We start from the raw sequence: 16,471 nt of genomic DNA, 5'->3' as shown, positions 1-16,471 counted from the left end.
GTTGGACCGGATGTGCTGGCAGGGCGACACCTTAGCGGCATCGGCGCGTCGAACAAGCTTTGAAAACCGAAGTACCGGAATACGGTACCCTAGGCACCGTCGTACCACCTGTGTCGGGATTTATTGCAGTGAATGAGACCAAAAACCTGCTCGAGACTTTGAAGCGTTGCTTGCGCGCTCGTGGGATGACCTACCAAAAGCTCGGCCGCGCGCTGGGGCTCAGTGAATCGTCGGTGAAGCGCTTGTTCTCCGATGAATCTTTTACATTGGTGAGATTGGAGCGTGTGTGCGCGGCCCTTGACATGAGCGTCGCTGACCTGGTGCGCATGGCTGCGGGAGCGCGCGAGCCCACGCAGACTTTCAGTCTGTCGCTCGAGCAGGAGCGCACTTTGGCAAGCGATGCTTCATTGCTGGCGTTGTTTTATTTGCTATTGAATGGCAGATCGGCGGAGGCGGCGGAGCGTCGGCTCGGTCTCAATCCGCGAGTGATGCGTGCGTTGCTCACGCGGCTCGAGGAGGCGCAGCTCGTCGAAATCGATGCGAAGCGCAGGATTCACTTGCACGCGCGCTTGCCGATCGCGTGGCGGCCGGATGGGCCGGTGCGTAAGTTATATGAGCGCCAGGTGCGGGCGGAATTTCTGCAAGGCCCGTTCACCGGCGCGAGCGAAGCGCTGTCGTTTCATTCGGCCGAGCTGTCGCCGGCATCGGTGCGCATCCTGCTCAAGAAGATCGACAAGCTCGCGGCGGATTTTGCCGACCTCGCAGCGCTCGACGTCCAATTGCCGGCGCGAGACAAGACCAGCGTCGCACTGCTGCTGGCATGCCGGCCCTGGGTGTTCTCGATGTTCTCAGCGTACCGCGCTAAAGCTGTAGCATGAGCGTGATACAACTGGCGCCGCCCTCAAAAGAGGCGGCTCACGTGGCCGCCTGAGTCAAGCCGGTGCGTGTTGCCGGACTGCCTGCGAATACCGACAGGTGTTCGGGCACGCACGATATTTGCACCATATCCGTTTGCCGACCTCAGTAAAACCAGGGTGCTGCCATGGCCACTCCCATGAAATCGATGGAAACGCCGACCGAGCTCTACGACGACGAGCGCACGGCGCTCACCAAGGAGGCGTTCAAGCGCGCCTTTCTGGACAACCTGCTGTACGTGCAGGGCAAGTTCCCGGCGCTCGCGTCCCAGAACGACTACTACCAGGCGCTGGCCTATGCGGTTCGCGATCGCCTGCTACAGCGCTGGATCAGCACCGCGGCCGCTTATACCAAGCAGGGCTCGCGCACCGTCGCCTATTTTTCCGCGGAATTCCTGATGGGGCCGCACCTGGGCAACAACCTGATCAATCTCGGTATCTACGAACAGGTGAGAGAGGCGATTTCCGAGCTGGGTCTGGATTTCGATACCTTGTTGCGCCAGGAAGACGAGCCGGGACTGGGCAATGGCGGTCTCGGGCGCCTCGCCGCGTGTTTCATCGACTCGATGGCGACGCTGGAAATTCCCTCGCTGGGCTATGGCATCCGCTACGAGTTCGGCATCTTTCATCAGGAGATCGTCGACGGCTGGCAGACCGAGCGCACCGACAAATGGCTGCGCTTCGGCAATCCCTGGGAAATCCTGCGGCCGGAGTGGGCGGTCGAGGTCAAGCTCGGCGGTCACACCGAGCAGTATCGCGACGAGCAGGAGCGTCTGCGCATTCGCTGGGTGCCCGGCAAGGTCGTGGTCGGCGTGCCGTACGACACGCCCATCCTCGGCTTTCGTAACAACACTGCGAACACGCTGCGGCTGTGGAAGGCCGAAGCGCCCGAGTCGTTCGATTTCTCGACCTTCAATCGCGGCGACTACGGTGGCGCGGTTCGACAGAAAGTCTGGTCGGAAACGTTGAGCAAGGTGCTCTATCCGAACGACGAGCAGATTCAGGGCAAGACCCTGCGTCTGGAACAGCAGTACTTCTTCGTGTCCGCGTCGTTGCAGGACATGATGCGAATCATGCGGGTGCAGAAGCTGCCGCTCGAGCGCTTCCACGAGAAGTTTGCCGTGCAGCTCAACGACACCCATCCCGCAATCGCCGTAGCGGAGCTGATGCGGCTGCTGGTCGACGATCACGTGATGCCCTGGGAACAAGCCTGGGACATCACCTGCAAGACGTTTGCATACACCAATCACACGTTGCTGCCCGAAGCGCTGGAGTGTTGGCCGCTCGAGTTGTTTAAATCGGTGCTGCCGCGGCATCTCGATCTCATCTACGAAATCAATGTCCGCTTCCTCGACGAGGTGCGTATTCGCTTCTATGGCGATGAAGCGCGCCTCGCCCGATTGTCACTGATCGACGAGCACGGCGAGCGTTACGTGCGCATGGCGCATCTGGCGTGCGTCGGCAGTCACACGATCAACGGCGTGGCGGAGTTGCACTCCGAATTGCTCAAGCAGGATGTGTTGAGGGACTTCTACGAGCTGTGGCCGCATAAGTTCGGCAACAAGACCAACGGTGTGACGCCGCGTCGCTGGATGGCGCTGAGCAATCCGCGGCTGTCGGATCTGATCAGCGAAGCGATCGGCGATTCCTGGCTGAAGAATCTGGATGAGCTGCAGAAGTTGGAGCCGTTCGCCCAGGACGCCGCCTTCCGTCAGCGCTGGCGCGAGATAAAACTTGCCAACAAGGTCGACTTCGCCGCGTTCGTGAAGGAGCGCAACGGCATCAACATCGATCCCGCGTCGTTGTTCGACGTGCAGGTCAAGCGCATTCACGAGTACAAGCGCCAGCACCTCAATATCCTGCACGTCATCGCGCTGTATCACCGGCTGCGCTCGGATCCGAACGCGGACTTCCAGCCGCGCACGTTTATTTTCGGCGGCAAGGCGGCGCCGGCGTATCACATGGCCAAGCTGATCATCAAACTGATCAATTCGGTCGCCGACGTGGTCGATCGCGATCCGGCGGTCAAAGACCGGCTCAAGGTGGTGTTCCTGCAGAACTTCAATGTCTCCAACGGCCAGCGTGTGTATCCGGCGGCGGAGCTGTCCGAGCAGATCTCCACGGCCGGCAAGGAAGCGTCAGGCACGGGCAACATGAAATTTTCCATGAATGGCGCCTTGACCATCGGCACCATGGATGGCGCCAACATCGAGATTCGTCAGGAAGTCGGCGCGGAGAATTTCTTCCTGTTCGGTCTGACGGCGGAGCAGGTGGCGCAAACCAAGGGGCGCGGCTATCGACCGCTGGAGCACATGACGGCCGAGTTGCAAGAGGTGATCTCGCTGATCAACAGCGGCTTCTTCTCACGGGGCGACGTGCAGATGTTCCGTGCGCTGACCGACGGGCTGCTGTGGCACGACCCTTATCTCGTGTTCGCGGACTTCGAGTCCTACTCTGAATGTCAGCTGCAGGTGAGTCAGGCGTATCGCGATGTCGATCATTGGACGCGGATGTCGATCTTGAACTCCGCGCGCAGCGGCAAGTTCTCGTCAGATCGCACGATTCGCGAATACTGCGCGGACATCTGGCGTGCGCCGTCCGTGCCGGTGCGCTTGCTGTCTCAGGAAGACGTGAAAGTCGGCTTTATGCAGTGAGCAGTCGCAGGGCGAACAGCACCCACATCACGTACAGCACGATGCTGCTGGCGAAGAACAACTGAAAGCGTCGGATGACGACGTTGCTCGTGAGGTGCACGTAGGTGTGCGCCGTTCGCAGCACGACGTAGCCCCAGGCGCACGCCAGCAGCAAGACCGTGGTGAGCTGTGTGATCGCGAGAAAGCCGCACAGCGCATAGAACAGCACGGGCACTTCGAACAGATTGCGGAAGTGGTCGGAGGCCGCCACGTTCTGCATCGTCTCGTGCATCTGCCTGGCGGTCGCCACTTGTTGGGGATGGATCCGCCGGGCGCGCATCTCGGCGATGCGGTCTCGATATAACTTGGTGAAGACCAGCCCGGTCAGCAGGGCGAGGGCGGTGGGTGGTAACAGAATCGCGTTCTGAATCTGCATCGGTCCCTCCACCGCCTTTGTTCTTTACATCACTTTGACCGGAATACCGGCGATGCGCTTCTTCCATTCCGCCGGGCCGGTCTCGTGCACCGATTCGCCTCGCGCGTCGACGGCGACGGTCACCGGCATGTCCTTCACTTCGAATTCGTAGATCGCTTCCATGCCCAGGTCGCCGAATGCGACCACGCGGCTGGAACGAATCGCCTTGGAGACCAGATACGCCGAGCCGCCGACCGCCATCAGATACGCCGCCTTGTGCTTGCGAATCGACTCGATCGCTTCAGGGCCGCGCTCGGACTTGCCGACCATGGCGATCAGGCCGGTCTTGCCGAGCATCATCTCGGTGAACTTGTCCATGCGCGTCGCAGTCGTGGGACCGGCCGGGCCGACGACTTCGCCCTTCACGGGATCGACCGGACCGACGTAGTAGATCACGCGGTTCTTGAAATCCAGGCCCGGCGGCAACGGCTCGCCCTTCTCGATCAGCGTGCTCAGGCGTTTGTGAGCCGCGTCGCGACCGGTCAGCATCTTGCCGGACAACAACAAACGTTCGCCGGGCTTCCACGACGCCACGTCCTCACGCGTGAGCGCATCGAGATTCACTCGACGCGAATCGGCGGACGCTTGATAAGTGAGCTTCGGCCACAGCTCCAGGTCCGGCGGATCGAGCTTGGCGGGTCCCGAGCCGTCGAGCACGAAGTGCGCGTGACGAGTCGCGGCGCAGTTCGGAATCACCGCGACCGGCAACGACGCGGCGTGCGTCGGGTAATACTTGATCTTCACATCGAGCACGGTGGTGAGGCCGCCGAGACCCTGCGCGCCGATGCCGAGCGCGTTGATCTTGTCCATGATCTCCAGACGCAGCGCTTCGAATTTATCCTTCGGACCGTGCTCGCGGATCTCGTGAATGTCGATCTCTTCGAATAACGATTCCTTCGCCATCACCATCGCTTTTTCGGCGGTGCCGCCGATGCCGATGCCGAGCATGCCGGGCGGACACCAGCCCGCGCCCATCTGCGGCACGGTCTTCACCAGCCAGTCGACGATGGAATCGGACGGATTCAACATCACCATCTTGGATTTGTTTTCCGAGCCGCCGCCCTTGGCCGCGACAGCGATGTCAAGCGTATCGCCCGGCACGACTTCCATATGAATCACCGCGGGCGTGTTGTCTTTGGTGTTCTTTCTATCGAACAACGGATCGCCGACGATCGACGCGCGCAGCGTGTTGTCCGGATGGTTGTAAGCGCGGCGCACGCCTTCGTTGATCATGTCGGTGAGCGACATGGTGGCGTCGGCCCACTGCACGTTCATGCCCACTTTCACGAACACGGTGACGATGCCGGTGTCCTGACAGATCGGGCGGTGACCTTCGGCGCACATGCGCGAATTCACCAGAATCTGCTTGATCGCATCCTTCGCCGCCGGGCTTTCCTCGCGCTCGTAGGCGGCCGCCATGGCCTGGATGAAATCGGGTGAGTGGTAATAGGAGATGTACTGCAGGGCGTCGGCGACGCTCAGGATCACATCGTCTTGCTTGATGGTCGGCATGGTACGGTGAGCTGGTTCGATGGGGGATCGAGAGGGGGCGAAATCTACCATTCGTGCCCTGGAGCGGCCACCACGCGGGCCGCGAACGCAGGCATCACTTAATGCGAAGGCCCGCCAGCTCCCGGATGCGGCGCAAATAGGCCTGCTCGTCGGGTGGCCGACCGGCCCGCTGCGCTTCCCAAAGCGCTTCTGCCAGGCGTTCGATGATTTGATGTTCCGCGTCGTGGGGCGAGCTCAGACGCGCCGCCAGGGCCTCGAACGCGGCGCGCATGCCGGCCGGGCGATCGGTGCCGATCTGGTCCCGAACCGCCAGGTGCAGGCCCATGTGCAGGAACGGGTTGGACTGGCCGCCCTCGGGGCTGTAATCGCGGTCGAGCACCTTGTCCGGGTCTTCGAGCGCCGCCTGATATTCAGGATGGAGCGCGACCACGTCGGCGATCTGCGCCTCGAGCGGCTCCATGGGGAGGCCGTCGCGATGCTTGCGCCAGGCGTTGATGTACATCTGGCGCAGCTGATCGCGGGATTGGGTGTCGAAGATCGGCATGCGGCGATTCTAGCCGCTTGCGATCCTCAGGGCAGTGTCGTCCGATACAGAGTGCCGGTGTCGCCGGTCAGCAAATAAGCTACGCCTTGCGTGTGCAAGGTCGGCCGGTACGCGTCGAGCAACAGGTGTTTGCCGGCCGCGCGGCTCCAGCTATACAGACGGCCGGGCTCGTTGAAGATGATCGTGCCATCCACGAGCGGGTCGCGTTCATAACTGGCGGCACCGTCGGCCAGCGATGTGGTCGCAGTGCCATCGTTGACCCCGATCGCCGGGTCGACCCCGATCCATCCGATCAAACCGTCTTTGGCGAAGTTCAGTCCTCTGTAGTGATCGGTCAAGACGGTAATCGCCGTGGGATTGTTCAACGGTGCGACCTTGAGCTGGATATGGTCGGGATCGGTCGCGTCCTTCCACGCCACTCGCGTGCCGTCGGTGCGCACCTCGGCGTATGACCCTGGCGATAACAAAGTGACGATGCCGGTGGCGAGTGGATAGCTGTACAGGCCGTTGCCCCCGGCGAACAGCACGCGCTCGCTGCCTGGCGTGGTGTCCAGGTCATACAGCGGACGGATGAACCAGGCATTGGCGGCGGTGACGTTGCTGAGCGCACCGGTTTCGATGTTGTAAACATTCAGCCGCCGCGAGTCGCTGCCGGACGGCCAACCGATCCACGGACCGCGAATCACGGGAGCATCGCTGCCTGGATAGTCTGCCGCGAGCGTCGATAAATTGAGCGTCGTCGCCGGACCGGTGAAGACATGCAGGTCAGGGACGCCGACCCAGCGCCGTGCAATCACGTGTCCTGCGCTGAGCCACCACTGCGAATTGAGCAGCGGGAAAGGAACTTCCAGTTGCGTTTCGTGGCCGGCGGCATTTCTCAGCACGATCGCTCCGGCGTTGTTTCTATAGAGCAGCGAGCCCTGATCCGCCGCCAGCAGCTGCGCGACGTCGCTGGCCACGAGCTCGTAGGTGCGCTCGATCGAGGGCAGGATGATGTTGTAGGAGCGAACGTTCACTTTGCCGTCCGGCGTCTCGGCGCGCACCGTCAGAATCCGTTCGCCCGACTCACCGGCGAGCGATTGATCGAGATTGAAAGGACTGGTGCGTGTTCTCAGCAGCGTGCGGGTCCGGTCCGTGAAGGCACTATGGGCATCCTTGATCTCGACGGTGAGCACGGTGCCGGCCACGTTCTCGCCAAACGTGCCATGCAGGTTGAGCCGGCCGCCGGAAACGATCATGCCTTCGAACGCCCCCGCGACGCTCAGCGAGGGCAGCGTCTCGATCGTGTACTCGGCGTCCATGCTGACGGTGGTGCCGGTGCTGTCGGTTGTGACAGCTCGGAACCGGTTCACGCCGGCGGGCAGCGTGCTCGGGTCAATGGTGTGAACCCACTTGTTCCATCGATCGGTCCAGCGGACCACCTGCACGGGATTGTCATTGACGAAGAACCGCACCGAGTCGAGGCCGTAGCCGGAAGAGGCGATGGCGGTGAGCACCAGCGAATTGTCGATCGAATGAGCCGGTGCGACCTTGAGCAGCAGCGCCGGCAGCGTGTTCCGATCGGCTCGTTCCTGCGATGTGACTCTCGTGAAGCCCGCGCTCTTACGAATCTCGGCGACCCAGATATCGGTGGCGTTGCTCGTGGCCTGGCGCTCTGTGGGGATGGTTGCGGCGAAGTCGCCGCCGCTCGTGACTTGGGCGACGACCACGTCGTTCAGGCGATACGTCACGGAAAGAGCGGCCCCGGCGTTGGGCACGCTCACCTGCACGGGCACGTCGTACTGCACGTCGGAGCTAAACTGAATGGCCACCGGCGTCGTCAGATCGATGGCGATCTCGCTTTCGCCGGGTGCGGCATATAGCGGTACGGAGTAACGATCGAACAACGCGACCACCCGATACGTGCCGCTGTCGGTCGCCGTTTGAAATCGTTCCCAAGAGACGCTGCCGCCATCGATGGCTGGCAATGTTCCAAACGCATTCCAGGAGTTATCGCTGCCGAGCCGTTCCACCCGGTAACCCCGCTCGTTATCGAAGGTGTCGCGCCAGGTGATGGTGAGCCAGTCCGGCCCCTGGGTCATGTGCAGCCTGGCGTTCTGCGCGTTGCTCAGCTCCTGCGCGCTGGGGCTGGCGGGCGGGGTATTCGTCGACGGTGGGTTGGTGCTGCCACCGCCATTGCTACTACCACCGCCACCACCACAGGCGGCGAGCATGAGTGTCACTGACGCCAGGACAGCAAGGCGGAGCGTACCGCGATTGATATCGATCACTCGAACATCCCTGAGGAGGCGGCCGTGCCCCCGCTGCGGGCGATTCTAGCCGGGTCGAGATCGGATTTTGTGACGAACCTTTAGCTGAGATAGCGGCGTGTCAATTCGCTCGACACTTGCCACAGCTTCGCGGCCATCGCGCGGTCGGTTTGATATTTGCTCTGAGGCGCTGGATTGCAGTCGGAGAAATATTCGCCGTTGACGAGCCGCAGGCTCGGGTGAGATGCGACATAACAAACAGTGGCTGCGCCTTGCGCGGGCGACTTCAGGTTGGCTGGCGTGGCACTGGCGGGCAGATCGCGCCGGATGTTCGTAGCCACCGGTCCCGGCGACAGACAGTTCGACGTCGCGCGCGTCTTGGCGAGGCGCTGTGACAGCTCCAGTGAAAACAATCCATTCGCAAGTTTCGAATGCGCGTAGCCGCGGCGATACCAGTTGCGACCGGAGAGATCGTTGAACTGAATGCCGCCGTCGGGCGCATCGCGATGATTGCCACTACCAACGACCACGACGCGGCCTTGCGTGGCGCTTGTGACTCGATCGATCAGCCGCTGAGTGAGAATGAAATGGCCGAGATGATGAACGACGAATTGTTTCTCGAGGCCGTTCACCTGCTGCCAGTCAGCGAGGGTGATGCCGGCGTTGAGGATCAGCATGTCGATGTTCACGTTCATGCCACGAATCGCGTCGGCGCAGGCAACGACGGAGTCGAAGTCCGTCAGTTCCAGCGCGACCGGTGTCGTCTTGCCGCTGACCTTGTCGCAAGCCGCTTTGCCTTTATCGAGGGTGCGAGCTGTGCCGATGACGTGAGCACCGCGCAGGGCGAGCACGCGCATCGTTTCGAAGCCGATGCCGGAGTTGCAGCCGGTGACTACAGCGGTCTTGCCGGTGAGATTCAAGCCCGCGGTGACTTCGTCCGCGGTGGAGTTGCGGGTGAACTGACTGCGCGGCGTTTCGGCGCTCGCATCGATGGGCAGTTGAGCGGCCAGGCCTGCGAGCGCGGCTTGATAGATGAATGTGCGCCGCTGCATCAGGCGCGCTTCTTTCGCAGCTTCTGAGTGAGCTTGGCTTTGGTTGCAGCGGCCGCCGGCTTCGCGAAGATACTGCGCTTCTCTGGTTTGGTTTCCGGCGGCGTTTTCTCTTTGTATTCGCAAAGGTCCAGGATCACGCACTCCGGGCATTTCGGTTTGCGCGCGATACAGGTGTAACGTCCATGCAGGATCAGCCAGTGATGAGCGTCGTGCGCGTACTCGGGCGGCACGACTTTCACGAGATGATCTTCGACTGTACGCACGTTGTCGCCAGGGGCGAGGCCAGTGCGATTTGAGACGCGGAAGATGTGTGTATCGACCGCGATGGTCGGATGGCCGAAGGCTGTATTCAAAATCACATTCGCGGTCTTGCGGCCAACGCCCGGAAGCGCTTCCAACGCCTCGCGCGATTCAGGAACCTCGCCGCCATGCTGTTCGACCAGGATGCGACAGGTCGCGATCACGTTCTTGGCCTTGGTGTTGAACAGGCCGATGGTCTTGATGTACTTCGACAGGCCCTCGACGCCGAGGTCCAGGATGGCCTGCGGTGTGTTCGCATGTTTGTACAGTTCGCGTGTGGCGAGGTTGACGCTCTTGTCCGTGGCCTGCGCCGACAGGATCACGGCAATCAGCAGCTCGAACGGCTTGGAATATTCCAGCTCGGTGGTCGGCTTGGGATTGGCGGCCTTGAGGCGCTCGAATATCGCGGCGATCTTTTTGCGGTTCATGATGTTGTGGAATGGCGGGCGGCTATCCAGTTGCGCACGGCGATCAACAGGCCCAGCGAGATAAAGGCACCGGGCGGCAGCATCGCGAGCAGGAAACCCATGTCGACGCTGAAGACTTTGATTTCGAGCCGGTCCGCCCAACTGCCCAGCAGTGCGCCGGCGCCACTCAGCAGCGAGCCGCGGCCGACGAGTTCGCGGGCGAGGCCCAGCGCGATCAAGGTCAGGGCGATGCCAAGCGCGATGCGGACGCTGCGGATCAATGCTGTGCCTCGGTCTGCAGCCGGTGTTTGTATGTGATCGACCACGACGATGTTCACGGCGAGCAATGGCAGGAACACACCGAAGGACGCGCCGAGATCGTGGAACCAGGCGCGCATGAAGAGTTCAGCTGCTGTCACGAGCCCGGCCGTGACGAGGAGGCTGGCGGGAAGAACGATGGCGTCATCGAGCCAGCGACGGATCGCACTGAGCAGCAGGGTCGCCAAAGGAAATATCACGAGCACCAAGGTGCTGAAGCCGAGTGCCTTGACGACGGTGTCGCTGACTGCGAGCAAGGGGCATAGCGCCAGGAGTTGCAGCGTGCTACCGAATGCGCGATGACGCGCGGTCGGAGGCGGCAGATTGTTCGTTATGGCGGGCCCCACGCTGAGTGACGGTGTGCTCATCGCGGCTTGCCGTCCTGATACAAACGATCTTCGTTGCCCTGATAGAACTCCAGCGTGAGGCGCACGGCCTTCACGATGGCTCGCGGCGTGATTGTCGCGCCGGTGAACGCATCGAAGTCGCCGCCATCCCGACGCACCGTCCAGCGTTGCTGGGGCGGCTTGGTCAGCGACAGGCCGCGAAATTTATCCAGCCAACCGGCGTCGCGGTTCTCGAACGCGTCGCCGAGGCCCGGTGTTTCATTGTGACGAATGACCTGCACACCGATCAGCTGACCGCCCGGCGCGATTGCCACCAGCAACTCCAGCGGTCCGCGATAACCGTCGGGTGCGACCGAACGAATGGCCACGGCCACCGGCAGCCCCGCCTTGCGTAAACGATAGACGGTGACGGGCGCCGCCGTGCCGAGCATATCCGGCGCGACGACGTCGGTGGTGTCGGTGAGCGGGTCGTTGTCGTAGCTCTGCGGGGGAACGAGCGCATCCAGGTGTTGTTTGATCCACGCCTGCTGATTGTGAGCGATGCGGTCGCGCGTGAGATTCGCGAAGGTCACGAGCCCGACCGTGAGCACGGCCGCGACGACGACGAGCGTCACTGTCGGGATCGCGATGTTTCGCTTGTCAGCGGGCGTGGCCATAGACGCGTGGAATCGTGTAGCGGTCGATGAGCGGCACCGACAAATTCATCAGCAACACCGCGAAGGCGACCCCATCGGGATAGCCGCCCCAGGTGCGAATGACATAGGTCAGCACACCGATGCCCGCGCCATAGATCAATCGGCCCCGATCGCTGGTCGCCGCCGAAGTCGGGTCGGTGGCGATGAAGAATGCACCCAACAGGCTCGCACCGGAAGTGAGATGAAAGATCGGGCCGGCGTAGGCGCCCGGATCGATCATGTACATCAATGACGCACAAACAACGATGGCGCCGAGCATCGCGACCGGGATGTGCCAGCGGATGATACGAAATGCGAACAGGGCGATTCCGCCGGCCAGCGTCGCGAGATTGATCCACTCCCAGCCGCGTCCGCCGAGCGTGCCGAAGATCGGCGCCGCTTGTGCCTCGGCCATGGTCATACCCATCTTCAAATTCGTTCGCAGCGCATCGAGCGGCGTGGGCGAGGTCACCGCGTCCCAGGTGAGTCGCGACGGGAGCGAGCCGGTGAGAATGGTCTGGATCGTTTCACCGACCGACAGCTTGATGTGCTCGATGTCCATGCCCGCCGGCGGCAACCACTGCAGCAGCTGCACGGGAAACGAAACGAGCAACACGGCGTAACCGACCATCGCCGGATTGAACGGATTCCGCCCGAGCCCGCCATACAAGTGTTTCGCCAGCAGAATGGCGAATGCCGTGCCACTCACCACCAGCCACCAAGGCGCGAGCGGCGGCAGGCACAACGCGAGCAGTACCGCCGTGACAATCGCGCTGAAGTCTTTCAAGAAGGGCTCGATTGGCTTCTGACGCAGCCTCAACGCCAGCGCCTCCGCCGCGAGGGCCGTCGCCGCGCCCAGCGCGATCTGCACCAACAACCCCACGCCGAAGAACACGACGTGCAACGCCACCGTCGGCACCAGCGCATATAAAACAATGCGCATGACCCGCCCGACGCTGTCGTGAGCGACTACGTGGGGGGCGGGTGCGGTGGGGAAGGTCATGAATCGGGCGAAGCGTAGTGCCTGACCTGCATGGGGTCAACGAGCGGAGCCGCTGAGCAACGCCGGTAACTCGCTCGTTTGAGTCAGTGAGAAGCGATACTTGACGTGTTCGGCGTCCGCCAGCAATTCCCACTGTGTCGCGGAAATGAGGGCGCAAGCCGCCAGCAGTATCGGTTCCAATGTGGGCGCGTTCGCGGCCCGCTTGTCAAGTGTGAGGATCAGCAGGCGGAGCAACGAGCCCGGCGCGCTGTCGCTCTCAATAATGCCTGGCAGCTCGGCGGCCAGCGTGAGCGCTGCTTGCTCCTCGAGATCGGTGCGGCAGATCTGCACGAACAGATGAGCCCACCGATGCTCGTTCCAGACCTCATGCCCAGTTACCTGCAGTAGGGTAGCCGGCAGCAAAGTCGCGCCCGAGGCGATGCAAGCCACGACGCACGTGAGCAGACCGACGCGGGTCGGATGCGCGCAGAACTCCAGTAACAACGGATCTACGGACACTTGGTTGAGTGCCCAAGGCAAGGAGGAAGAAAACAGATTCGTCGACGATCCCAATGCATCGTAGTAGTCGGCATGAATGCCTTGCATCGTTTCCGCCGTAAACGGAATGGAGTACACGGTTCCAGCTCGCGCCGCCGCTATCAAATGAGGATGGACGCGCGCCGGATCGACGCGAATGGCCGCTGGCGACAGGGCCATTATCGTGACCAATGCATCGATCAAATGGTATCTCGCGTACGAATGGGGCAAATCTTCAAGCATCCCGGCCAGCAACTGAACAACCCCTGTCGTGGATAGCATCAACGCCGCCACATCGGCGCCGATGCGTACCGTCGCTCCAATCAAGGGCAGCGGATTGTCGTGCAGCGAGTCGATGAATTCGGCTGCGTAGAGATCCGGTGTTCGCCAGTGTTTTTGCAAACTCAGCCAATGGTCGGTATCTCCGAGCCGCCCCTCCTCAGCCTGGATTGCCAGCGTCTCCAGCGAGCACTGCGAGCTGTCGGCGGACAGGCAACATGTCAGTGGCCATGGGGCGAACTGCATGCACAGCTCCCGATCGAGGTCGTCGCCAAGCCGATGCAATGTTCGCAGCGCCGCTGCCAGATTGCCGGCCGTTGGTTCGACGGTAAATTGGAGTACCGCCTGTAACTGCCGCCACGACTCGTCCATGGTGTCGTCGATCTGCGAGAGTAGCCGCGTCATGCTTCGCATCTTGTGGCGTGGCTGCATGCGTACCAGGAATAGCGTGAGGCAGTCGGGGACTTCCGCGGAAGACACCGACACTTCCAACCGCCGCTTGGAAAATAGCCTGCGCAACGCATGCAGCCACCGTGTCTTGCGCAGGCAGGCCCGCTGGTTCCGCGTTCTGCTGATCAATTGATAGCAGGTTCGCAGCGGAAGCCGCGGGATCAGGGCATCCAGTCGCTGCACTTCCATCTCGCTCAGCGCACGATAGTGCCGATGGCCGTCATTCAAATTCCAGTAAGCGCTAGTGAAGGTTCGCTGATTGTCATAGGCGCCGCCGAACCAGCGCTCCATGATCATCAGGCCGGCGCTGCTGGAGGTCGGCCAATGGGTTCGCGCCATTTCAGCGGCCCAAGCTACCCCCGACTGCTCCAGGCGTAACAGCAGCAGCCACGCGCTGAGCGTTCGCTGTTTTTCTGTTTGTCCGAGCCAGATCGACACGGCACAGTGATATTCCGGTTGCATGAATTCTTCATGGACACCGGCCAGCCGTATCGAGTTTTTTTCGAACAGGCCCGGCGGAATCTCGAGCAGTTTGAGCGCGCACTCGGCCAGACTGCGACTGACGTGGGGCACGTTGCCGACCACGCCGCTCTCTAAAATTTCCAGCGCCAGCCGGGAACCGGATTTGACGTTCGCGTGCGGCGGATCCTCGCGGTTCAGATCGTCGCACAGCAGCCGAACCAGGTCGCGATGCTGGCGCATGCGGGGTTCGATAAAGAAGCGGCCGATCGCGAACAAGAGCGTGTTGCGCCAGTGCGCGCTGCGTGCGATCGCTTTCAGCCGCTGCAGGATATCGGCGGCGTCCGTGTCGGTGAGGTAAGCGGCCGCCATGTATTCCTGTAGCGAGCGCACGTCGAAGCTCAGGCGGTTGGCTCTACGGCTGGTGATGAAGACCAGTCGCATCTTGGCCGCGTCGACGATCATCCGCCGCTGCTCGGCGAGCTCGTCATGATCCAGGCCATCTTCGCGCAGCGCCGCGTCCACCAGGCCTTCGAATTCTTCCGCCGTCAGTGCGGCGTCCAGGCCGCCCACGAATTCGCCTCGAGCTTGCAGCAAGAACCCGATCCGATGATGGAGGGCGTCGATATCCTGGCGCCGTTCGTGGAGGATCCGATTGAACGGTCGCACCGCCTTGTGCAATTCCCGTTCGTAGATGGTCCGATAGTAGTCAGTGAACAATTGCCAGCGGCTCTCGCTCGGTCTGCCGATGGCCGCAATGACAGCAACCATGAATGTCACTTGCAGGGGCGAAGTCATCAGCCGCGCCACCAGCGGCGACTTGATCGCTTTGCCGATGATGGTCATGAGCGCTGTCGAGCGCGGATCGTCGCTGCCAGCGGATTTCGCGTCGACATACCGTCGAGCGTACGCCAGTGCTCGCTTGCGAGGCAGCGGTAGCAACACCCTTGATGTGACGTCCTCGCCGTCCAGCTCGCCGTGATATCCATCCGGTCGAGTGGATGCGACCACCAACAGGTCGGCTTCGAGGTCGCGCGCTTCGGCGAGAAAGTGCTGGATCGCCGCGACCACTTCGCGCCGATTGGTCGACGACGGCACTTCATCCAAGCCGTCCAGGACGACCAGCCAGGGATACATCTGCAGCCAGGAGCGCAGCTCGGCATGTGAGATCTGCACGTCACGGCTCAAGTTTCTGCGTAGATACGCGGACAGCGTCTCGATACCGTCCTCTTTAGAGGCGAGCGCTTGAGCGAAGCTGTTGAGCTCGATGCGTATCGGAAATCGCGGCGTTGCTGGCCACTCGGTCAGATCGGCGCGGCAGCGCGCCCGGAGGGCATCGACAATGTTTTTAACACGGCCCTCGAGACGATGTTTGGGACGGCGATCGAGCAGCGCCGCGCGATTTATCTGTGCCAGGAACTGCACGACGGTCGACTTGCCCGAGCCTGGCCCGCCGAGCAGCAGGTAACGACTATGCAGCGGCATCCGCTGTCCGTCCTGAGCCAGGCGCGTCGTGTGTTCGTGCAACGTGAGAGGATCGAGCTTGCCGCTCGCGATGGTTGCAAGCTCGTGCAACGATTGGATGGGCTGCTGGCTCCGGTCCCCAGCCAGAGGCTTGATGTCGGCGACCGGCAGGTCGACGAAGACATCGGCCAGCTTGATTCGATCCTCGGAGCGATCGCCCGCCTGACTCAGCCGGGCGTCTTCGTCTTGCAGCAGCTCCCGACACAGGTAAGTCGTCAGAACACTGTCGGAGTCGCAATGCCAGGAAAGTCTGTTGGCGAACTGTCCGAGCAGATCGCCCGTCGTGAGAAAATATGAGAAGCGCGAGCGAATGGACTCATACCGGTCCACAAACCCGCGCAACTGCACGCCGTCCCAGATACAAACATCTTTCAGTCCCAATGCGTTCGCGCCTGCTGCCAGCAGTTTCTCGATTCGCGCGCGTCCACCGCGCGGCGCGGAGGTGAGCTCGACGTTGGTACAGAAAATCAAATAGTCCGGTTTGGGATGGCGTTCGTCGCGCTTGAGCCAACGTTCGAGCTCGCTGCGCAGCTGCGTGGCGGCCCACTGCTGGTCCTTGGCGGTCGTTTCCCGCTTTTGTTTGAACTTCGCCTGGATGACGCCGTAGCCGCTCCATTGCTGCGCCGGAGGAAAGGGATAAGGCACCGTGCCTCGAAAGCAGGCCTCACGCCCGCCGTCGGGACCGGCGCCGAACACGGTCACGCCCGGCCCCAGAATTTGCAGGGCTAGCACACGGATGAATTGTTCGAACGACGTGGGGCAGAAGCCTTGAAATAGCGTCATGGGCTGAAGTGTTGGCCACACTTCAGTAAGGA

At 61.9% G+C, this 16,471-nt stretch carries 12 protein-coding genes; 2 read left to right on the top strand and 10 right to left on the bottom strand.

The features are described 5' to 3' along the window. Positions 1-128: 128 nt before the first annotated feature. On the top strand, positions 129-878 hold the full coding sequence (locus ACFPN2_RS37900; protein ID WP_380606459.1) for a helix-turn-helix domain-containing protein: 750 nt from the start codon (positions 129-131) through the stop codon (positions 876-878). A gap of 164 nt (positions 879-1,042) precedes the next feature. After that, the gene (locus ACFPN2_RS37895; RefSeq protein WP_380606457.1) at positions 1,043-3,568 is read left to right on the top strand and encodes a glycogen/starch/alpha-glucan phosphorylase; all 2,526 of its coding nucleotides are present in this window, start codon (positions 1,043-1,045) and stop codon (positions 3,566-3,568) included. Here the strand turns inward: ACFPN2_RS37895 and ACFPN2_RS37890 are convergent. The 10 genes from ACFPN2_RS37890 to ACFPN2_RS37845 form a co-directional block, all read right to left on the bottom strand. Beyond that, on the bottom strand, positions 3,558-3,983 hold the full coding sequence (locus ACFPN2_RS37890) for an MAPEG family protein (protein WP_380606455.1): 426 nt from the start codon (positions 3,981-3,983) through the stop codon (positions 3,558-3,560). The two genes, ACFPN2_RS37895 and ACFPN2_RS37890, sit on opposite strands and share 11 nt — an antisense overlap. A 24-nt stretch (positions 3,984-4,007) precedes the next feature. Next, positions 4,008-5,534: a fumarate hydratase gene (locus ACFPN2_RS37885; protein ID WP_380606454.1), complete on the bottom strand. Its 1,527-nt coding sequence runs from the start codon at positions 5,532-5,534 to the stop codon at positions 4,008-4,010. 94 nt (positions 5,535-5,628) lie between these two features. Next, positions 5,629-6,078 carry a DUF1841 family protein gene (locus tag ACFPN2_RS37880; protein WP_380606452.1) on the bottom strand — a complete coding sequence of 150 codons (450 nt, stop codon included), beginning with the start codon at positions 6,076-6,078 and terminating at the stop codon, positions 5,629-5,631. Between the two features lie 26 nt (positions 6,079-6,104). After that, positions 6,105-8,348, bottom strand: coding sequence for a TolB-like translocation protein (locus ACFPN2_RS37875; RefSeq protein WP_380606450.1), 2,244 nt, complete (start codon positions 8,346-8,348; stop codon positions 6,105-6,107). 80 nt (positions 8,349-8,428) lie between these two features. Further along, the gene (locus ACFPN2_RS37870) at positions 8,429-9,379 is read right to left on the bottom strand and encodes an SDR family NAD(P)-dependent oxidoreductase (RefSeq protein ID WP_380606448.1); all 951 of its coding nucleotides are present in this window, start codon (positions 9,377-9,379) and stop codon (positions 8,429-8,431) included. After that, the gene (gene nth, locus ACFPN2_RS37865; protein ID WP_380606446.1) at positions 9,379-10,107 is read right to left on the bottom strand and encodes an endonuclease III; all 729 of its coding nucleotides are present in this window, start codon (positions 10,105-10,107) and stop codon (positions 9,379-9,381) included. Before nth ends, ACFPN2_RS37870 begins: the two co-directional genes overlap by 1 nt. Then, entirely contained in the window at positions 10,104-10,772 is a 669-nt protein-coding gene (locus tag ACFPN2_RS37860) for an Rnf-Nqr domain containing protein (RefSeq protein WP_380606445.1), read from the bottom strand. Before ACFPN2_RS37860 ends, nth begins: the two co-directional genes overlap by 4 nt. Further along, complete coding sequence (gene rsxG / locus ACFPN2_RS37855; protein ID WP_380606443.1) at positions 10,769-11,407, bottom strand: electron transport complex subunit RsxG; 639 nt, start codon at positions 11,405-11,407, stop codon at positions 10,769-10,771. Before rsxG ends, ACFPN2_RS37860 begins: the two co-directional genes overlap by 4 nt. Next, positions 11,391-12,428: an electron transport complex subunit RsxD gene (rsxD, locus tag ACFPN2_RS37850; RefSeq protein WP_380606441.1), complete on the bottom strand. Its 1,038-nt coding sequence runs from the start codon at positions 12,426-12,428 to the stop codon at positions 11,391-11,393. The genes rsxG and rsxD overlap by 17 nt, the downstream gene beginning before the upstream one ends. Before the next feature lie 36 nt (positions 12,429-12,464). Continuing rightward, positions 12,465-16,439, bottom strand: a complete 3,975-nt coding sequence (locus ACFPN2_RS37845) for an NACHT domain-containing protein (protein WP_380606439.1) — start codon at positions 16,437-16,439, stop codon at positions 12,465-12,467. Positions 16,440-16,471: the final 32 nt, after the last annotated feature.

The sequence above is a fragment of the Steroidobacter flavus genome, from assembly GCF_042651805.1.
Taxonomy (GTDB): Bacteria; Pseudomonadota; Gammaproteobacteria; order Steroidobacterales; family Steroidobacteraceae; genus Steroidobacter; species Steroidobacter flavus.
Note: the sequence above shows the minus strand (reverse complement) of the source record. Positions and strands in the feature narration are given on the sequence as shown.